Annotated in this window: 18 protein-coding genes; all 18 read right to left on the bottom strand. The window is 34.8% G+C overall.

Annotated features, from left to right (window positions below; genetic code table 11):
• Nucleotides 1–96: 96 nt before the first annotated feature.
• The 18 genes from LEP1GSC199_RS11845 to LEP1GSC199_RS11930 all read right to left on the bottom strand — a co-directional run bounded on the left by LEP1GSC199_RS11845 (nt 97) and on the right by LEP1GSC199_RS11930 (nt 21,383).
• Entirely contained in the window at nt 97–954 is an 858-nt protein-coding gene (locus tag LEP1GSC199_RS11845; protein ID WP_002982268.1) for a class I SAM-dependent methyltransferase, read from the bottom strand.
• 3 nt (nt 955–957) lie between these two features.
• Nucleotides 958–2,058 (bottom strand): hypothetical protein, encoded by a 1,101-nt coding sequence (locus LEP1GSC199_RS11850; protein WP_232420765.1) that lies wholly within the window; start codon nt 2,056–2,058, stop codon nt 958–960.
• Nucleotides 2,059–2,595: 537 nt separating this feature from the next.
• Nucleotides 2,596–3,522 carry a glycosyltransferase family 2 protein gene (locus LEP1GSC199_RS11855; protein ID WP_002982861.1) on the bottom strand — a complete coding sequence of 309 codons (927 nt, stop codon included), beginning with the start codon at nt 3,520–3,522 and terminating at the stop codon, nt 2,596–2,598.
• Nucleotides 3,519–4,448, bottom strand: coding sequence for a hypothetical protein (locus tag LEP1GSC199_RS11860; protein ID WP_002983273.1), 930 nt, complete (start codon nt 4,446–4,448; stop codon nt 3,519–3,521). Before LEP1GSC199_RS11860 ends, LEP1GSC199_RS11855 begins: the two co-directional genes overlap by 4 nt.
• A complete protein-coding gene (locus LEP1GSC199_RS11865) occupies nt 4,445–5,608 on the bottom strand; it encodes a glycosyltransferase family 4 protein (protein ID WP_002982319.1) in 1,164 nt (387 codons plus the stop codon). The genes LEP1GSC199_RS11860 and LEP1GSC199_RS11865 overlap by 4 nt, the downstream gene beginning before the upstream one ends.
• Before the next feature lie 2 nt (nt 5,609–5,610).
• Nucleotides 5,611–6,924, bottom strand: a complete 1,314-nt coding sequence (locus tag LEP1GSC199_RS11870; protein WP_002983128.1) for a flippase — start codon at nt 6,922–6,924, stop codon at nt 5,611–5,613.
• Between the two features lie 33 nt (nt 6,925–6,957).
• Nucleotides 6,958–7,845, bottom strand: a complete 888-nt coding sequence (locus LEP1GSC199_RS11875) for a DUF1229 domain-containing protein (RefSeq protein ID WP_198288779.1) — start codon at nt 7,843–7,845, stop codon at nt 6,958–6,960.
• Between the two features lie 311 nt (nt 7,846–8,156).
• On the bottom strand, nt 8,157–9,428 hold the full coding sequence (locus tag LEP1GSC199_RS11880; RefSeq protein ID WP_002982719.1) for a sugar transferase: 1,272 nt from the start codon (nt 9,426–9,428) through the stop codon (nt 8,157–8,159).
• Nucleotides 9,425–10,645 (bottom strand): glycosyltransferase family 4 protein, encoded by a 1,221-nt coding sequence (locus tag LEP1GSC199_RS11885; protein ID WP_039926682.1) that lies wholly within the window; start codon nt 10,643–10,645, stop codon nt 9,425–9,427. Before LEP1GSC199_RS11885 ends, LEP1GSC199_RS11880 begins: the two co-directional genes overlap by 4 nt.
• A gap of 22 nt (nt 10,646–10,667) precedes the next feature.
• On the bottom strand, nt 10,668–11,798 hold the full coding sequence (wecB, locus tag LEP1GSC199_RS11890; RefSeq protein ID WP_002982706.1) for a non-hydrolyzing UDP-N-acetylglucosamine 2-epimerase: 1,131 nt from the start codon (nt 11,796–11,798) through the stop codon (nt 10,668–10,670).
• Nucleotides 11,795–12,904: a UDP-2-acetamido-2,6-beta-L-arabino-hexul-4-ose reductase gene (gene wbjC / locus LEP1GSC199_RS11895; protein WP_002982668.1), complete on the bottom strand. Its 1,110-nt coding sequence runs from the start codon at nt 12,902–12,904 to the stop codon at nt 11,795–11,797. Before wbjC ends, wecB begins: the two co-directional genes overlap by 4 nt.
• Nucleotides 12,905–12,967: 63 nt before the next feature.
• Nucleotides 12,968–14,002: a polysaccharide biosynthesis protein gene (locus tag LEP1GSC199_RS11900; RefSeq protein ID WP_002982416.1), complete on the bottom strand. Its 1,035-nt coding sequence runs from the start codon at nt 14,000–14,002 to the stop codon at nt 12,968–12,970.
• A 17-nt stretch (nt 14,003–14,019) separates the two neighbouring features.
• Nucleotides 14,020–15,180: a glycosyltransferase family 4 protein gene (locus LEP1GSC199_RS11905; protein ID WP_002982912.1), complete on the bottom strand. Its 1,161-nt coding sequence runs from the start codon at nt 15,178–15,180 to the stop codon at nt 14,020–14,022.
• 45 nt (nt 15,181–15,225) lie between these two features.
• The gene (locus tag LEP1GSC199_RS11910; RefSeq protein WP_002982607.1) at nt 15,226–16,215 is read right to left on the bottom strand and encodes a class I SAM-dependent methyltransferase; all 990 of its coding nucleotides are present in this window, start codon (nt 16,213–16,215) and stop codon (nt 15,226–15,228) included.
• Entirely contained in the window at nt 16,212–17,498 is a 1,287-nt protein-coding gene (tviB, locus tag LEP1GSC199_RS11915) for a Vi polysaccharide biosynthesis UDP-N-acetylglucosamine C-6 dehydrogenase TviB (protein ID WP_002982629.1), read from the bottom strand. Before tviB ends, LEP1GSC199_RS11910 begins: the two co-directional genes overlap by 4 nt.
• A 27-nt stretch (nt 17,499–17,525) precedes the next feature.
• On the bottom strand, nt 17,526–19,394 hold the full coding sequence (gene asnB / locus LEP1GSC199_RS11920) for an asparagine synthase (glutamine-hydrolyzing) (protein WP_002982358.1): 1,869 nt from the start codon (nt 19,392–19,394) through the stop codon (nt 17,526–17,528).
• A gap of 6 nt (nt 19,395–19,400) precedes the next feature.
• Entirely contained in the window at nt 19,401–20,432 is a 1,032-nt protein-coding gene (locus LEP1GSC199_RS11925) for an NAD-dependent epimerase/dehydratase family protein (protein ID WP_002983227.1), read from the bottom strand.
• An 84-nt stretch (nt 20,433–20,516) separates the two neighbouring features.
• Nucleotides 20,517–21,383 carry a glycosyltransferase family 2 protein gene (locus LEP1GSC199_RS11930; protein WP_002982444.1) on the bottom strand — a complete coding sequence of 289 codons (867 nt, stop codon included), beginning with the start codon at nt 21,381–21,383 and terminating at the stop codon, nt 20,517–20,519.
• Nucleotides 21,384–21,441: the final 58 nt, after the last annotated feature.

Genomic DNA, 21,441 nt, shown 5'->3' on the forward strand with positions numbered 1-21,441 from the left:
TCGATCTATTTCTCTAGATATTGTGAATTTAGATTTTCTTTCATTTTGGAGAATCTAGACTATCTGCTATTTTGTTACACTTAATGCTTGAATCCCTTAATCAAAAATACTTTTTATCATTTTTTCATTGTCAGTTAATGTTAAGCTTCTATAAACCTTAGCAACTGTTGGAAAAAAATAATCAGATCGTAAAACGAAAAAACGAATTATATCAGAATGTAGTCTCTTTTTTGAAAAAATGTGGAATCCCGAATCTATAGATGTATAAAAATATCCGTATTTATCCGCAATAAAGCGCAGTGTCCTTTCATTATAAAAACCTATGTGCTGACCAGTCTCTGGTGAATAATACCACCAATTCTTATCGGGAACTTCTTCACCGTAGAGCAAAGTTGAAAAGATAAATAGATTGGGACGAAAGCCTAGGAAAATATTATCAAATTCTCTCAAAGGATTTTCTAAATGTTCTAAGACTTCGAAACTTAGAATACAATCATAGTTTTTACTTTTACCTTCAAATCCGCGTGCGAAAAGATTTTTCGTGTATAGATCTCTCCATTCCGCGTTAAAACCAACATCTCTCAACATTCTAACTAAAAGACCATATCCACCTCCGAAATCTAAAATATTCAGACGATATTTATTAAATCTTTTTGAGCAGAAATAACGAACGAAACTTTTAAACACCCGAAGAAAAACCGCTGGGATTCGAAGTTGGAAATCTATAACGGTAAGTAAAATAGTAATTCTTTTTACAAAAAGTAAATTTCGGGCAACAATTCCTGTGTCTGTTATAGCAATACTTTCAGTATAGGCTTCCTCTAACCAATCCGCAGGAAATACTTGCAAATAATCACAGTTAGGGCATTGATACACTTCCCCATCAAACCGGCTAAGATATATTAATCCCTTAAGTTTGAGCGAAACTTCAGTGTTACAAATTTTACATTTCATAAACTAATACAAGATCAACTGTGCTTTAATTTTTTTGCAAAAAGGATATTTTTTCTTCAGATCAAAAGAAATCTCTCCAAAATGATAAAGAATACAATTAACAGCCTTATCTTTTTTTAAGTCACCAAGTGGTTCCAAATTTTTTGATTTATCCCCATGAACACTTAGATTCCTTAGGTACGACATAAGCCCATCTTGAAAACTAGAATAATACTTAACCTCATCAACGTCTATAGCCAATCTCAATTGTAGATTGTAATACTTTGCATATTGCAACAGCGAATCTGCCGGTTCAAATTCAGTGAAATTTCGCACAAAAATAATTCCTGTAGAATTTTTTGGTTCCAACTGCATTTTACCAATCATCTGATTCAAAGCTAAAGTCCTCTTCGAGTTTTTTCGAGAGGCATTTTGTATTTCGTTAATTGAATAAGAAGAAAAACCGAATGAAGAAAAAATCAAAAAAACAAAGCCAACGAACAATCCCTTTTTTATTATTTTTCTTGGAAATAAGAAACGAATCATGAATCCAACAATGATAATAAAGTAGAGAATGTACAAAATCGAAGTCGGGAAATCATAACGATTGTTCTGTGGTAAATCTCCACCATAGAATACAATATTTAGAATTATATTTATCATTAAAAACAATAAAATAAATAGAATTTGCCGATATGTTGCTAAAAACTGAACGATTTTTCTTCTGAATATTATTACTATTACAAGTACAGCTCCTAGAATTGTTGGCTGCAGAATCAACGGATTGTTCATCAAACCAAAAATTTGTCGGATTCGGTCTGAAATCTGGGCACTATTTCCATTTACATCCACAGGATTTTGTGAAAGTGCTTTGATTACTGCATATACAACAACAACAGACAATAAAATAGGAAGAACGTATAGTAAGTGATAGTATTTAAATTTATATGTTTCGGCAGATCTATCGTATAAAAACAAAAATGGCAAAATCGCGACTAAGAACATATTCTCTTTCGAGCCAATCATAATCACGAGAGACAATACCTGTAAGATAGTTACACCTAAACTACGACTGACCTTTTTTTCCCAATTGAATGTAGCCAGTATGAACATTGCAACACCCAATGTTACGTAAGTTTCACCTGGTCCTAACCGGGAATAAATGTCGGACCAATAGGTAAAACTAAAACAAGTAACTGTCCAAGCTAGTGCAACAGGTGTTGATAAAAAATAGCGAAATAATAGAACTAAAGAATAAACAAAGGATACAAGGATCAAAAAACGGAACAGATACCAGAGTGTAGCATTATCCTTCCAGAGAAATACTTCAACCAATCGTAAAAAATAGTAAGAAGGTCTATAACGCGTGCTAACACCAAATAACCCGACTTCAGTCTGGTCAATCAGAACTCTAAAAAAATCACCCCAACCTTTGGGATCTACCGCAGATCCTAAAAAGTAGAAGATTTCGTGATCATCAATGAGCCAAAATTTTGCCTTAAAATTTGGACCGAAGATATAATAGGAAAATAGAAAACTAAAAATTAATACAACTATTCTCTCATACTTTACTCGTTTCCAAATAATCATTAAAAACGTAAAAAATAAAAGGAAAAGTATTTGGTCTGTTTTTAATATAGAGGAGTACATTTTTGTATTAGATTAAACATCCTTCTCAGATATAAGGTAGTTCGGTCTGCCCTTAGATTGAATGAACAACTTCCCTAAATATTCACCTATAATTCCTAATATGATTAGCTGAACACCACCAATAAACAGTACACTCGTAAGTACAGAGGCCCACCCAGTGACAACACTATCTGAAGTAAAAAAAATAATAATCGCATAAATCCCATAGGCACCAGAAAAAAAAGAAAGTAACATTCCAAAATAGGTAGCAAAATGTAATGGTTTTACTGAAAATGAAGTGATCCCGTCTAACGCAAACAAAAACATCCTTTTGACACTGTATTTACTTACACCCCATACTCTCAATTCTGGAGTATACTCGATAGATTCCTTCTTAAATCCAATTGCCGTAACAAGGCCTCTGATAAAAAGATTTTTTTCATTATACATCTTTAAAGCTTGAATCACTTTTTTATCAAGAAGTCGAAAATCAGCCGCACCATGTGAAATTTGTAACCCTGATAAATAATTTAGTAAATTATAGAATATAGATGCGGTATTTCTCTTAAACCAAGATACTTTCTCATTGTCTTTACGAATTGTATAAACAATTTCTGCACCATCTTCCCATCTTTGAATGAGTTTAGGAATAAGTTCTGGAGGATGTTGCAAATCTGCATCCATAGAGATTACGGCATCAGCATTCGAATGATCAAGCCCGGCTTTTAAAGCAACTTGATGGCCGAAATTTCTTGAGAAAGATATAAAAGCGACTTTCAATCCAATTTTATTTTTGGGAAGTTTTTTGATTTCAAAAAGAGTATTATCTTTACTTCCATCATCTATAAATATTAACCGTAGTTTATACTTTCTAATATTTAATTTAACAATGCGCTCATACAGAGACTTAATGTTTCCCTCTTCGTTAAAAGAAGGAACAACAATATCAATTAATTTCATCTCTTTATTAACCCTACTTTGGTAATCATCAGATAAAATAATCTAAACAAATAATAAAATATTCTTTCCCAAAAAGGTAGCCGGAACATGAGCCTTCGACTAAAATAATCAGTTAATATACTGGTTTTTATCTTTTGCGGATGTAAAAGTGGAAAATTAAGTTCAACAATATCCATACTACTTAGTTTAGAATTCTTTTCTTTTGTATGGGTTGCTAACTCGCCAAACCCAATGTTTGATATTAAATTAACTTTCGGCATGATGGAATAGCGTCTTTTTCTGAAATTTAAATAAACCCATTGGTAATCCCATGTGTCCACTAAACCGAAAAAAGCATTAGTTATATTGTCAAGCCAAAAATTACGCTCCTCTTGATTTAAAAAGTTATTATTGATAGTTTCCTCTATCTCCACTTTACTGGAGGATCTGAGTTGATATCCATCCCAGGCTCTACGCCAACTTGCCCATCCCCATATATGAAAATAAGTTGAAAAATAATAAGAATCTTGAATAGAATACTGTGAAAGGAAAAAATTATCACCAGAGATCATCCCAATTCGATCATCATTTTCATACTTAGTGAGTAACACTTCACAATACTTAAAAAATGACTCATTGGGATAACAATCATCCTCTAATATGATTCCTTTCTCTTCATTTTGAAAAAACCAACTAATAGCAGAAGAAACTCCTTCTCCACAACCCATATTCTTTTCATTAATTTTAAACAAAAACTGGTTAGAATGCGAATATTGTTTCGCTATTGAGATGACTTCTTCCACTCTCATTCTTTCGTTGTCCTTATTTTCACGCGGACCATCAATGGAGATATAAATTCTAGTAGGATTCATAGAAAGAACCTTAGCTAATAATTTAGAAAAAAGATCCGGTCGATTGAAAGCGATAATTAATACAGGTAAATTCATAAGTATTTTAAGCCTTTCTGGTATACTTGGTATGAATCTGCTGCCGTCTTGGCCCAGGAAAACCGAGAAACATTTTTTAACCCCGACTCTCGTAAATATGTTTGTAGTTCCCGGTTAGTAAAAACTTCCCTTACGGCTTTTTCTATTGAGTCAGAATTCGTTGGATCAAAATAATGAACTGATTCCCCCCCAATTTCAGGAAACGATGATGTATTACTACATACAACAGGGCATCCTGATACCATTGCTTCAAGTAAAGGTATACCGAATCCCTCATATAAAGATGGGAAAACAAATAGGGCAGCATTTTTATAAAGATCCATTAAGGAAACATCATCTCCAAATGATTTATGAATCACTCTACTATCAATGTTTAACTTTCTAAAGTTACGTAATTCATCTAATGTAAATTCACCGCCGCCCGCAGCGTATAATTGCAGATCGGGAAAATCTTTAAACAAAGGTAAAATACTTTCAACAAAGAAGAAAAAATTCTTATAATAAGAACGATTCCCAACAAACAATAGGTATTTTTCTCGGCTTTTACTATAACTCAACGATTCCTGCGTAACCATAGAATTTCCATGATATACGACATCAATTTTATCTTCAGGAATATTATAATATGCCACTAGATCATTTTTGGTGCTTTTGGAAATTGCGATAATTCTACTTGCGTTTAAAATTGTTCTTTGTTTATCGCATTTTGTTTGCTCAATATTGTCAAAATAAAATGGAAATTTTTCATGTATCAAATCATGGACAGTTAAAACATAAGGAATTTTGTATTTAATCACCGACTCTAAAAAATAAGGATTATAATAAGTAGGATGAAAGATATCATATTTCCCCTTCTCCAACTCATCAAAAACAAATTCATCCATCTCCTTATTGTGATTAGGAGCTAGTCCAATTTCTTGGCAGATTTTTAATAAACGATTTTTGCCTTTAAAATATTTTGGGACCAACCAGTTTTCATAATTTACGTACTTGTAATGTGGAAATCGATTATCCAAATAAACATTTCTAGAATATAAAATTGAATTTTTTACAGTTACATTATTTAAATTCTGAAGATGAGTCATTAACTCAAAAAAATATCTAGAAATACCACCATATGTCTGGAGTGCAAATATTTGGTGGTCAAACAAAATTTTCAAATTTATAATGTTCCCGTTTTCCAACGTTTAAAAAAAGAAAACAGAATGGATGGCCAATTCCAAAAGAATAATGAGAAGGTTTGGATATAAAACAATTCTCTAACCTCCCGGAAAAACAAAGGTATGAACATAGAAGCCACTAATTGAGAAACTAAAGTTGCAAAAGCAGCTCCTATTACACCATATAAAGGAATCCAAATGAAATTCAAGACAATGTTAACAATTAAACCTGCTAAACTTTTTAAAAGTACATAGGATTGTTTTTCTTCAATCAGATAATAATTTCCACCAGCGACACCAATAAAAACAAAAATACCTGACCAAATATAAACCTTCAGTACATCAGACGCACCAATGTATGGAGATCCATAAAGCCAACTTATAATATCTTTTCCAAGAAATTGAATCAAAATTGCCATTACTAGTGAGATAAAAATCAGAACGACATGAAGGAATTTTAATAACTCCAAATATTCAGATCGCGATTGAATTTTTTTCGCTATTAACGTTGGAAAAAAGGAGGAAGTAAGCCCCAATGGGATAAAATACCAAAATTCGCTCAAACGAACAGCAACACTATAAATTCCAATCGGTGCATCTCCAAGAATTGATCCAATCATGAGCTGATCAATTTTCATATAGATGATGATAGATAAAGAAGCAATCAGTATTGGAAAGGATTCTTTGAGCGCAGCCAATATTGATTTTAGGTCTACAGAAATGCGAGTGAAACTGCGATGTCCTCTGATGTAGAACAAAAAAATAGATAAATATGAAAATAGCGATTCAAATAGAAAACTAAAAATAAAGTAAAGAATGTGCGATTTGTTTATCAGAAGGTAAACGCGAACTCCTGAAAAAATCAAAAATGATATGTTTTCAATATAAACAACATATTTGATTTCTGTTTGAGCCTCGTAAAAATATCTAGGAACAGATAAAAAACGAAACAAAATTGGAACAGCAAGTACCAAACCAATATGAAACGTTAGATCATCATCAAATTTCAGAAAGTAAAGGATCAAACATGCAAAAACAAAGAGAAAAATGCCGGAAAATAAATGGAGAAAAAAAGAGGCAGAAAGAAGTTCCTTAGTTTTGTCTTCATCCTTTACGAGTTCCCTAACAAGAAATCCCTCTGTTCCCAGAGGTACAATTGTTGCAAATAGAACAATTAACGAATTGGCATAACTAAACTTTCCAAAATTTTCTGGGCCAAAATATCGGGCAATCCAAACGCCAACAAACAAACCAACAAGTGACTTTAAAATTTTGTCAAATACCAACCAAAGCGAGTTTTGAATGATTTTTTTCATCTATCTTATAAGTAAAGTATGGCCAATCTAATTCTAATCTGCAACTAACATAGTAAAACCGGCAAAAAGAATTATAATTTGGTATTCTGAGGATTCCCAAGGAATTGTTGTTAGCAGATAGGGTATAAATAAAGAAAAAATGATTAGAAGTGATTTGGTATACCTTTTTTTCCAGTTTACCACAATACTAAATGAAGTAATTAAGACAATTCCATAGGCGCAAATAGCCGCATAGGGACCCGAAGATCGATGAACATCATAAAAAAAATTGTGAAACCAGTATTCGTCTAGAGTAATATGCGACTTTGGATATATAAAAAAATTCTCTCCAATTTGATTAAAATAATCAATGTTATGTTGAATTTTAATGGAGTAAACACCGTTTATGATCCGATCCATCAAGTTAGCTGGTAACAGAAATCCAAATACTAATGTTAAAAGAGTAACACTAAGAAATATAAATAGCAGCAAAAGTGATATTTTTCGAGTTTCGGTAGCATATCTTATCGCTATTAAAATAATCCCAATTGCCAATACAAAAAAGTAAGTTCTAGCAAGAAAGGTAAGAGAAATTGCTGCTGATAATATAAATGTGATGAAAAGAAATACATATAGCAGCTTCTTTTTCTGAACTTTTTTATCTCCAACAAAACCTAATAGTAACAAAGACGAGAAACTAGCAAGTAATGTAGTACCGGGGGAATTCACCCTACCACCAGTAAAAAATTCATACACTCGTCCATAGTACGGTGGATCCGAAATAATGACAGTATTCACTGTATTTAAGATAGCATGAGTTAACATCCCCAAGGAAAACAGAAAGACCAGATTGAAATATATGGACTTGTTTTTTAACTGCAAGGAAACTAATATCAGTAACAAAAGTGGGATTGCCCTCACTAAGTACACTACTAAACTCAAACTCCCATCAAATTCTGGAGGAAAAAAAGGCAGTTTATATTGCAGGTAATATATACAAATAAAGACTGTCCAAAAAATAAAAAGGATCAATTTATTGAAACTGAATTTTCTAAAGCTAAAGTTATAGATATAATGAATTAAACATAAGGAAGAGACAACCAATGTTATGCGTAAACTATATATCCCTATACCCAATAGATAAAAACAAACCTTATGAATTGGATACGATGATTGTGAGAACAAAAGTTTTTTTAGATATTTCCGATTGAGACCCTGAATTTTGTCTAAAATTTCACCCATTAAAATAATTTTCACCTCGCTCCAAACCCAGTAAAAATTGTTTTCACAGTTTTAATTGTAATAAGAAAATCTAACCAAAATGAAAAATTCTTTATATAATAAAAATCATATTCTAATTTAACTTTCATTCCGTCCACTTCGGCTGCATAACCTTGATTTACTTGCGCCCAACCACTAATTCCTGGCCTAACAACATGTCTGTATGCGAAGAACGGTACATCATTTTCATACCATTGAGATAATTCGAATGACTCAGGGCGTGGGCCAATAAAACTCATCTGGCCCCAAAAGACATTGATAATTTGAGGAAACTCATCTATGCGATATTTACGAAGGAATTTCCCAATTTTTGTAATTCTTGGATCATCATCGGCCCCAGTAAAACTATTCCCTTTTTTATCATGAAACATTGTTCGAAATTTTAACATTCTAAATGTTCTACCTTGATATCCCATTCTTGTCTGTATAAACAAGGAGGGGCCTGAAGATTCGATTTTTATCAGCGCAGCGATTAAAACCAAAAATGGAAATGCAAAGGGTATGAAAACTAATGCTGTTAAAAAATCTATCAGTCGCTTTACAAACTCATAAAAACTGGAAGGAAGAAGACTACCAAATTCGTTCTCCGATAAATGTTTAATTTGTACTCTGCCAGTTAAGGCTTCTTTAATTTTTTTCGTTGAGTATACAGGAATACGAGACAGAGTACATCTCGCCAAAAACTTCTCCCATTCTGGAGGCATTTCATTCGATGAAAAATCTGCAACGATGGCATTAAAACGTTGGTTTTCTAAACTAGGAACTTTTAACACTTCAAATAATGCTCCATGAGCATTCCCGAATTCTCTCGCTTCACCAAATGGTAGTAATGCATACCGAACCATTCGATATCTTCTGCCAAGAAAAAAACCTAAGTAACACCAAGCCAATGTTACAAAGTATCCAACCAACATTACTTGAATTGAATATGTTTTACGTGCTAAAAGTATATAAAGGATGGGAATTAAAAAACAAAGGGTTGCGACAGGAATCACATAAGAAACAGTTTCGGAACCCGGAAGGCGGAAGATTTTCCTTAACGAAAACGTAGAAATAAAAAAGGCTGTTAATGTAGTCAGTAAGGATGTAAAAATATTGGGGTCACCGGAATTCCAAAACTGAAATCCCCAAATCGGTATCGCAGTGGAAATAATAAGTAAGATCCCTCCAGTAAAAAATTGGAACAAATAACTTAGAAGAATCTGCTCAAACCAACGAGAATGCCTTCTAGTATACTCACTCATCTTAAGATTTTCTTACCGTTTTCATTTTTCATTAAGGATACAATTTTTTCAACCGTGGTTGCAACGGAGAATGTGGATTGCAAAAGCATCCGTGCATTAGTTCCCATTTTTCTTCGGTTCTGTAGATCTAACATTGATACTGCATTTTTATACAAAGTATCGTGATCCCCTGCCAAAGACACTAAGCCCGCATTCCCTTCTTCGATCACATTTTTTAGATCATTACCTTGATTTACTGCTCCCAAAATCGGGATTCCTGATTGCATATAACCCAGGATTTTACCTGGGAAGTTATGTGTTTTGTGATCGGGATGTAAAGTGAATAAACCAACATCAATCTGGTGCAATATTGATGAAAATATATCTTGAGACACAGATCCGAGTAAAAGACAATTGGTTAGTGTTTTATTTGCAATTGTATCTTGAACCAACTCAAATTCGTCTCCAGCTCCAAGAAACAGAAATTGTACTTTCGGAAAAGATAACATACGCTCTGCTAAAACTAAAAGATTCTTCATATCTTGCGCATGTCCAATATTTCCTCCGTAAAAAAATATAATTTTATCACCTAGGTTATATTTCTCTCTTATATTAACAGGATGATCCTTTGAAAAATCATCCAAAGGAGATGCCCAATTATATAATAACTGAGTATTCGATATCTTAGGAAAGGTTTTAGTGAACCATTTTAAATTAGCAGGAGATTGAATGCCGATAGCATCTGCCGATTGATAAAGTTTCCTTTCAAAAAAACGAAACAAATAAGCAAGGACTGAGTGTTTCCCAATGATACCGTTGTCAATGACCCATTGGGGAAAAAAATCTCTAAGAATAAGATAGGAAGGTGATTTCCAAATGCGTTTCAAATAACAAACTAAACCGGACCAAAAGATTGTCGGAGAGTAAAAAACAATTAAATCATGCGGATTTGTTTGTAACCAATGGGAAAGAGCGCTAGTCGCCCGAAAGGATAAAAGAATTTCATTAATGAGTCGAATGGGTTTGGGAACATTCTTAATTCTACCAGATCTAAATCTAAGAACACTAATCCTGTCTAAATCCTTTAGAGTATATGATTCCTCTTGGTCTGGGTCAGGGGTAACAACAGTTACCATGTGTCCTGAATGCAAAAACTCTAATGCAAGTTCATGCATCATTTTCCCCGCAACCTTTATGCTCTTTGGTAAATAGTCATCTACAATAATTAAAACTTTCATTTAGACTAAATAACGAAATGGACTAATATCGTTTCCAAACGATTCGATTTATGTAATCGGTATAACTAAAAATAATTCGAACCACTTTTGCGGAAACATTCGGCATAGAGTAATCTTCAACTAATCTTGCATTTTTTAAGAAATCAGTACCTTGTTGATCTAACAATGTAAGGGCTTGCAGAATTCGGTCCGGGTTAAGACCAACCATCATTACCGCAGCCTCCTCCATTCCTTCCGGTCTTTCATGAGCTTCTCGAATATTTAAAGCTGAAAATTTTAGAATTGAGGATTCTTCTGTGATGGTTCCACTATCGGAGAGAACTACTTTTGACTCGACCTGCAGTTTATTATAATCCATAAAACCTAGTGGTTTTAGGAGTTTAATATTTTTGTGGAAATTGATTTTCAATTGATCAATTTTTTTCTGGGTTCTCGGATGAGTAGAGACTATTACCGGTAAATCATAATTCGCGGCAATGGTATTAAGTGTATCAGTTAGTGAACGAAAGTTTTGTTCCGAATCAATATTTTCTTCCCTATGAGCAGATACTAAAAAGTATTCTTTGCTTTTTAACTGAAGTTGTTCCAACATCTTCGACGATTGAATTCCTGACATATAATGGTGCAAAACTTCAAACATCGGACTACCGGTTTTGATTACTTGATCTGGCGGTAAACCTTCGCGTAACAAGTATTCTCTGGCAATGGAACTGTAAGTAAGGTTAATATCCGAGGTATGATCAACGATCCTTCTGTTGATTTCCTCTGGCACACGTAAATCAAAACATCTATTCCCGGCTTCCATGTGAAAGATTGGAATTTTCCGCCTCTTTGCCGGAATCACAGAAAGGCAACTATTTGTGTCGCCTAACACAAGGATTGCATCAGGAATGTCTTTGGACAATAATTCATCAAAACGAATGATGATTTTTCCAATTGTCTCTGCTCCAGTGCCACCCGCTGCTTCCAAAAAATAATCAGGTTTTCTAATGCCTAAATCCTGAAAAAAAATCTCATTAAGTTCAAAATCGTAATTTTGTCCCGTATGAACGATTTTGTGGTCACAAGCATCGTCCAAGGCATGAAGCACTCTTGAAAGTCTGATGATTTCAGGCCTTGTTCCTATCACAGTAAAAACTTTTAATTTTTTCATTTTGTTATATCAGCTGAAATAGTATCAGGTAGTTCTCTATTAAAAACTTCATTGGCCCAAAGCATTACAATTAATTCGTTATCCCCGATATTTGTTATATCATGAGTCCAACCTGGAATCGTATCCACTATCGTTGGCTCCTCGTCATTTACTACTAATTCAAAGTAATCTTTTGTAATTAAGTGCTGGAAACGAAACTGAGCCTTCCCTCTAATGATCAAAAATTTCTCTGTTTTCGTATGATGGTAATGTCTTCCACGAGTCACACCAGGAAGTGCAGTAAAAAAGGAAATTTGTCCCGATTCTTTTGTTTTCAGCATCTCAACAAATGATCCCCTAGGATCTTCGTATTTCGGTATCGAATAACTACAGGAACTAATTGGAAGAAAACTAATATAAGTAGAATAAAGAGCCCTGATTAAACCTTGGCCAACATTTTCAATAAACAACTTATCTCGATTTTCTCTAAAACCAGTAATTAGATTGGCTAGTTCGCCTAAAGATATGTTGTAGGTTGGCTGAATATTTACAAAACCCGATTCCACTTTGCCATTTATGGCATCCAAAAAATTTGCGATCAAATCATCAACATAACATAGATTCATCTCTCTAGATGCATCATTGACAACAATCGGCAATGACCTAGAGATATTGTAACAAAATGTTGCAATAGCAGAATTATAATTCGGCTTCGAGAATTTTCCAAATACATTGGGTAGTCTGTAGATAAATATGGGAGCACCGGTGTTTTTACCGTAGTCTATAATAAAATCTTCACCTTGTTTTTTTGAAATTCCGTAAGGATTCTCAAGTGATGCTTGAATTGAGGAGGAGAAAACAATAGGAGTTTTTTTACCGAACTCTCGTAACAAAGAAACAATTTGTTTGGTTAAATCTGCATTGCCAATAAAAAATTGGTCCTCTGAGGTAGGTCGATTCACTCCCGCCAAATGAAAGATAAAATCAGCATCTTTTAAGAAACGGGATAACTCATCGTCCGTCGAACTCCTAGTATGCAAAAGCACTTCATGATTTTTGTTTTCAGAAATATGGATTTTAAGGTTGCAAGCAATAAATCCATCGGCTCCGGTAATGAGTATTTTCATTTAAATTGCTGATCCTAGGGACATTTAGCGAAATATCGTTTCGAAATCACACCGGAAAGGAACTTAATCCCAAGTTTCCGCATCTTTTCCATTCAGAATGTCTCGAATAAACGAGAGTTTTAATAGGAGAGTTTTCATTTCATCTAAACTTAATCTGTTTGTGTTATGAGAATTGTAATCCTCTGTGATAGAGATTTTACCTTCACCTTGTTCTACAAATTTATCATAATTCAAATCTCTCAAATCAGGAGGGATTCTGAAATAATCCCCACGGTCTTCCGCAGAAGTAATTTCTTCTCTACTCAATAATGTTTCATACAATTTTTCACCATGTCTTGTTCCGATGATTTTAATTTGGTGGTCTTGTTTATTAAAAAGTTCTAAAATTGCTTTTGCCAAAATTTCTATTGTTGCCGCAGGAGCTTTCTGAACAAAAATATCACCGTTATTGCCATTCTCAAATGCATATAATACTAATTCTACGGCATCATCCAAAGTCATCATGAAACGGGTCATATTGGGATCAGTGATCGTGAATGCTTGTTTCTTTAAAAGTTGCTCAATAAAAAGTGGAATTACAGACCCCCGCGATGCCATCACATTACCGTAACGAGTGCCACAAACAATCATACGCGATTCATCAAAATTCCGCGTTTTTGCAACCATCACCTTTTCCATCATTGCCTTGGATATTCCCATAGCATTGATAGGGTAAACAGCTTTGTCAGTGCTTAAACAAATTACCTTTTTGACACCTAAATCGTAAGCTACCTGTAAAACATTATCCGTTCCGATAACATTTGTTTTGAATGCTTCCATTGGAAAAAATTCGCAAGAAGGAACTTGTTTTAATGCAGCAGCATGAAAAATATAATCCACACCAGAGAAGGCGCCTGTTAGCGATGATGCATCGCGCACATCTCCTAAAAAAAACTTAATCTTGGGATTGTTGTATTTTTTGCGAAGGTCATCTTGTTTTTTTTCGTCTCGACTAAAAATACGAATTTCTTTGATGTCGGATTGGAGGAAACGATTGAGAACAGCTTTTCCAAAGGAGCCTGTTCCACCGGTGATGAGTAGTGTTGAGCTTTTGAACATGTTTTTAATTTAGTTAGTTAAGAGTTAGAATTCAAGATTCGACGTTCATAATAATGATTGCCCACTGACTGTAAAAATTTAAAAGTTTGGTCAGCTGTTTTTTTCCATGAATATTGTTTGGCTTTCTCATATGAGGAATGAGATAGTCTTTCTCGAAGATTCAGATCTAATATCAGTATTTCTATACTTTTTTGTATTTCCTCTACTTTTTCTGGATGGAAATAAATTCCTGCATCTCCCAGTATTTCCGGCATGGGACCAAAATTGGAACAAGCAATCGGAAGCCCGCTGGCCATACCTTCTAACAGTATGTTGGGCATATTCTCACAACTGGATGCAAATACATTCAGGTGAGAGTCTTTATAAATCGCATGCAATTGGTTGTAGTCGATGGCACCCAGGTATTGAATTTTCTGATCACCCGATATCAACTCGCGACGTAGTCTCTTTAGTTCTGGTTTGTATGCTGGACCGACTAATTGTAATTGGATTGGATATCCTTTTGCAATAAGGGATTTGACTGCTTTTACAACATTAACTTGGTGTTTGTAAACATCAATGATGGAAACGTAGAGTATTTTAAAGGGATTTTCGGGTGTATATCTTTCAATGTTATATGAAGTTCGAGGCTTGATGAAAAAACGATCGTCAATCCCATGGGGTATAACCTTTTCATTTAAGTTCTCAAGGGCAATGATTGGAATTAAAGATTTCCTCGCATAATCCGTCAAAAAAATCAAACCATAGGCTTGCCTAAAACTTCTTAATTGAGAAATTCTCACCAATAATAACTTTAAACTCATCCATGATAGTTTATATCTAAGCAACTCCTTCCATTCAAATGGGAGCATATTTCTACACATAGTTACCATAGGCTGAAACCCCGAGCCATCTGAACCTCCAGGCACATATAAAATATCACAATTGTATTCTTTTAATTGTCTTGGTAAGGTTGTTTTCTGCCAGATTTGTCTCTTAATAAGAGATTGATCTAAAACTGGTTGGTAAATTTTTTCCAACCAATCTCGATTGGTTATTCTTTCTAAGGTTTTCTGATTACTCCATATACATACTTTACTGAAACCATAATTTTGTGGACGAGCTTCTTTTAAAATCTCAACAATATGGGTAACGCCACCTCCTTGTCTTAAATTAGATGCGTCAATACCTAATATCATGCCCAATGCAATAAATACAATTTTAGATAATTTACAGTTGTAACATTATTTATCAGATTTAATTCCATTTGCAACCAAGTGACTGACCCTATGGATTTTTATATTCAACAAACCAGCTTCTTCGAACCAGCTTCTCACAGTATTCTCATCTTGTGGATTATCATATTCAGGCGAGAGCCAATCAAAGGTATCCAGAAGTGCCCACTCATAAAGTTGCTCTTTAGACAAGGGTAAAATACCGTGGTAATTGGCGACAGGAACTGTGCGTTTCAGGAGGGATCCTAGGAAATGAATTTTTTCCAAAAAAATGCTAATTGAAAGTAGTATTGGTACAATTTTCTGCAAAAAATTAAATAAGCTAGATTTATTTATCCTTTTCGTAATGGGTCTTAACCAAAATTTGGGGAGGAGCAAGGCTTTCCAAGTTTTTTCATAAAAATCTACAGAGATCATACCACCAACCTTCAAATAAGGCAATGAGCAAAAAAATGATTTTTTAACATCGGGTGTATGTTGCAAAACTCCCAAAGAGTAAACAAACGAGAATGCCTCTTTCTTAAATGGTAATTCATATACATTACCTTGAACCACATGTAAGTTGGGATAATGTTTAAGATTTTTTAAGCAAGCATCCACTGCATTGGAATAGTCCAAGGCAACAAGATTGCATTCGCTACTCAAAGCTATCTCCGCAAATCTCCCTGAACCACATCCAATATCCAATATCCATTTTCCCTTCATTTCCTCCGGTTTCCACTCTGTTGCTTTCCAAAAACGATTCGAGGAAATCGGGTGACCTGAGTTACTATCTAGTTGGGTATTCGAAAAATGATTCCATTGAAATCCAAAATTATCAGCATAATTACTAATCGGAACAAATCTTGGAATAAAATTATTTATTTCATACTTATTCTTTGATTGTTCGGATACCAAAATCCCAGATTTGATCAGGTTTCCTTCATATGAAGGATTTTCAAGGAGGAGATTTTCACCAGTTTTCGGACATTTTAAAATTTCTAATAACTCTTGATTCATAGTCTCAAATCCACTTCATCTTTTTCAAAAACGTATTTCAAATCATATAAGATATGCAATTGTTTACCATAGCTTCTAATTTTATTAGTTCCCATTTCCCGAAACTGACGATGCGCAACTGCTACTAGAATTGCATCATAAGTATTCAAAATCAATTCCCGCTTGATATCTACCCCATACTCTTCGAAAGCTTCTTGAGAGGAAACCCATGGATCAAGAATATGCGGTTCTGCCCCATAATCTTTCAATTCATTGAAAACATCAATGACTCTGGTGTTGCGAACGTCTGGACAGTTCTCTTTGAATGCAAATCCTAAAATGAGAATTTTAGAATCCTTTACTGGAATGCCTTTTTGAAGCATTGCTTTTATCAGTTGGCTTGCAGTGTATTTTCCCATTCCATCATTCAATCTTCGCCCTGCGAGAATGATTTCTGGATGGTATCCAATCTCTTCTGCCTTGTGAGTTAAATAGTAAGGATCGACTCCTATACAATGACCACCAACTAGCCCTGGACGAAATGGAAGGAAGTTCCATTTCGTTCCTGCTGCTTTCAGAACTTCCTCAGTGTCGATTCCTAGCTTATTGAAAATTAATGCCAATTCATTAATGAGTGCAATATTTACATCTCTTTGAGTATTTTCGATTACCTTAGCTGCTTCCGCTACCTTAATTGAACTAGCTTTGTGAGTACCAGCAGTGATGATAGATCGATAAAGTTCATCAACCCTTTCGGCAATCTCAGGAGTCGATCCAGAAGTCACCTTCTTAATGGAAGAAACCCTATGTTCTTTATCCCCCGGATTGATTCTCTCTGGACTATATCCAGCATAAAAGTGATGATTGAATTTTAATCCGGAAATACGTTCCAATACAGGAATACATTCCTCTTCTGTAGCACCCGGATAGACAGTAGACTCGTAAATGACAATATCACCATTTTTGATTATCTTGCCAAGTGTCTCGCTAGCCTTAATCAAAGGAGTTAAGTCTGGGTTGTTGTATTTGTCTATTGGTGTTGGAACAGTAACAATAAAAATATTGCATCTGCGGAGATCTTCTCTATTGCAGGTAAAACTTAATCCGCTCGATAACTTCAACTCTTCTTCAGAGACTTCTAAAGTATGATCGATACCTGATTGTAATTCTCCAATCCGCTTTGAGTTAATATCAAACCCAACTACATGGTATTTCTTTCCAAATTCAACAGCAAGGGGCAACCCCACATAGCCAAGACCAATAATAGCTATATATGTGGAATCAGAAAATAAATTTATGTTCATAAGAATATCTCAATTTTCACAAATACCTCAACTAACTCCATATTCCCTGCGCCAAAGTTCAAATAATGCCAATCCAAAGATTCGCTCGCTATTAGCTCGCCCTTTCATTTGACCATCTAATAGGCTTTGCACATATTTTTTATCAAAAAAAGAATCATTTCCACTCAGCAATATGTCGTGGATACTATCCTTCCAATTTCCTTTTTGTAGCCAACTTCCTAAAGGTATGCTAAAGCCCTGTTTTCTCTTTTTGTCGAACTGGGGAGGCAAAACCTTGGCACAGAGTTTTTTTAATAGAATTTTTTTCTCTCCATACTCATTCGCTTTGAAAGAAGATGGAACTTTTTGAAATGCAAATTCGATCAGTCGATAATCTAACAACGGTGCTCGAACCTCTAGAGAGTAAAGCATACTCGCCCGATCCACTTTCACTAAAATATCCTCTGGCAGAAAATTTTGAAAATCCATACGAGTTGCTCGTTGGAGTATATCATTCGAATTAGGGACTCGATTTTGTCTGATTTTTTCTGAGACCAAAGGCATAGAAAAATCACTCCTGACGAGTCTCTGCCGAGCATTTCTGTCAAAGTAAAATGCAATTTGCGGAAGCCCATGTTCGAAATCCGTTCCCAATCCTTGCAACCAATTTCGACCCTTAAATCCTAAGGGTAGTAAATTCTCTGCAAATTTTGCAATTGGTTGTCTTACAAGATTGCGTGGAAGAAGCCCTAATCTTTTCTTAAGCCAGATTAAACGAGAATGGTGACCATAACCACCGAACAACTCGTCACCTCCATCCCCTCCTAATGCCACAGTGCAATGCTCTCTAATGAGCTTGCTCACCAAATAGCTGGGAATCATGGATGAATCAATGATAGGTTCATCAAATTGTTTTGCTAGTAGCGGAAGCAGATCGGCAGTTGATTCTTCTGCTGTTAATTCTATATGCTCTGTTTGAAAATGATTCGCAATTAGTCTTGCGTGTTCTGTCTCATCGTATGAACCATAACCAGGAAAACGAATCGTAAATGTTTTTACTTTTGGGCTTTTGCGAACCGCCATTGCTGTGACAAGACTGGAATCCACTCCACCACTTAATAGTATCCCAACGGGAACATCAGCGATGAGTTGCTTGGAAACGGAATCTTCTAGAAGACTTTCGAGTTCTTCTAGAAGTAAACCTTCACTAAAATGTTCTTGGACGGTATCCAACTCTGGTAATTTCCAATATTGCCATACCTTTGATTGAGCATTCCGCAAATCAAAGCGCATAGCATGTGCAGGAGGAAGTTTATTGTATCCATTCAATATGCACATATCCCCCGGCACAAATCCCATTCCTAGGTAACAATCCAACGCCTCCGTTTGAATCTGTCGTGGATTTGCTGGGTTAGCTAATAATGCTTTTAGCTCTGAGGCAAATTGCAAACTGCTATTTGCCAAGCGATAAAACAGAGGTTTCTCACCAGCCCGATCGCGTGCCAAAAATAATTTTTGGCTCTGTTCATCGTAAATGGCAAAGGCAAACATTCCATTAAGACGAACCAAACACTCTTCTCCCCAAGCCATATATGCCCATAACAATACTTCGGTATCACTGTTTGATCGAAAAGTATAGCCTAGCTTTATCAGATCATTCCGAAGATCTGCATAGTTGTATATTTCTCCATTGAAGATGATGGACAAGCCTCGATCTTCTAATCGCATGGGTTGATGGCCCAATGGAGAGAGATCAATGATCGACAATCGGCGGTGAGCCAAACCCACCCTACCATCATGAGACCACCACTCCCCTGCATCATCAGGACCACGGTGAAACATCTTGTCTCTGGCGTTTATAAACCAACTGCGATTCTGGAGAGGGTTTACCCCTGCTATGCCTAATATACCGCACATAGAGATTTATGTTTGCCTCGTCATATTAATGTACCAAGGCATGGCCTCTTCTAATCCCTGTTCTACTTTATATGTAGGGTGGTATCCCAATCTAATAGAAGCTTTATCTATACTTGCTTGGGAATGCTTTACATCACCTTTTCTAAAATCCCTGTAAATAGGATTTTTTTGATATTCGATACCATTTCTAGATAAGACATTTTTGATAAAATTAAAAAGCTGATTTAAACTAGTTCTGTCTGACAGCGCAATGTTATAAATTTGATTTTGATTATTCACATCCGAGGTTGCAGCAAGAATATTTGCCTGAATAACATTCTCTATATAGCAAAAATCCCTACTTGTCTCACCATCACCGTTAATATAAATTTCTTCATTTTTAATCATGGACTGAATCCATTTTGGGATGACGGCCGCATAAACACCATCCGGATCTTGCCTTTTTCCAAACACATTGAAATATCTCAAACCGATAGAATTAAAACCATAACATCGAGCGAATACATCCGCATATAGTTCATTTACATATTTCGTAACAGCATAAGGTGATAACGGTTTCCCTATTGTATCCTCTATTTTTGGTAAACCAGGATGATCTCCATAAGTTGAACTTGATGCTGCATAAGTGAAACTCTTGATATTAGCATCTTTTGCCGCAACCAGAATGTTAAGAAACCCCCCTATGTTTGTATTATTTGATGAAATCGGATCATTTATGGAACGCGGAACTGAACCGAGTGCTGCTTGATGCAGAATAAAATCAGCTCCACTACAAATATTCCTACAAGTATCAAAATTTCGAATATCCCCTTCTATGAATTTGAAGTTATTCCATTGAGAGTCAGTTACCAATGTTTTCACTTCCTCGAGGTTTTTTATATTTCCAGTTTCAAAATTATCAATCCCTAATACATTTTGATTTAACTTCAATAAAGCTTCAAGTAGATTTGAACCAATGAATCCTGCTACTCCAGTAATAAGCCATTTATGGGGATTGTGAATTAAATTGTTTAGAGTTTCATTGTATTTATTATACATTTATTTTTGGACCTGCAAAAAGATATAAAGTTATTTGTGTTATCTTTTTGGTTTATGTGATTAGATTTCTATTTCCAATCTGAATTATTTCAATATACTTTGATAGAAGACTTTTATTAAATCCAGCAGTGAACCTTTGGAAAAAAAATATGATAGTGCTCGAATTATAAATAGCCTACGAAATAAAAATAGTATATATAAAGTATGCCATCTCAACTTAGCATCAGGATATTCACCTTCGATCTTCAAATTTTCGATAATATCTAAAGCTTCTATATAATTTAGTTCTGCTTGTTTGATTGTTATATTTCTATCATGTAATCGATAAAAAATTAGTGTTTCCTGAATTGCATATATAGGAAATATCCGAGCTATTTTAATAAATATTTCATAATCTTCAGCTTGTTTGTATTTATTTGAAATACCTCCAACCAAAAAGTATGTTTCTTTGTATATTAATCCTGCCGACAAAGGGATAAAGTTATCTTTCAGTAATTCAAGAAAGATTTCCCCTGAAGGCAATACCTGCTTTTCATACTTTTTATTCATTCTCTTGATATTAATTGTATGGGTCTCAGAAATCAATTTCATTTTTCCGTAAATAACACTTTTGCTGTTGTATTCATTTGCTACCCAAATCTGCCTCTCTAACTTCTCTGGCAACCAAATATCATCACAATCCAAGAAACCAATCCATTCACCACTAACCTTCATTACGGCTAGATTCCTCGCCTCACCTAGGGTAGTATGTTCAGGTGCATAAAAATATTGACATCGCTTGTCCTTATAGCTTTTAAAGATTTCTGCACTCTCATCTGTGGATTGATTGTCCCAAAATATGATTTCCCAATTAGAGTAAGTCTGTGCAAAAACTGAATCGATAGCTTCCTTTAAGTAGGTTGCACTGTTGTAACAGTTCATAATTATACTAATTAACGGTTTTTGATTCATGCCTAAAAAATCCAGCTATTTCAAGTATATCCACTAACACTAAATTGACATTAGAGTC

This window comes from Leptospira vanthielii serovar Holland str. Waz Holland = ATCC 700522, assembly GCF_000332455.1.
GTDB classification, from domain to species: Bacteria; Spirochaetota; Leptospiria; order Leptospirales; family Leptospiraceae; genus Leptospira_A; species Leptospira_A vanthielii.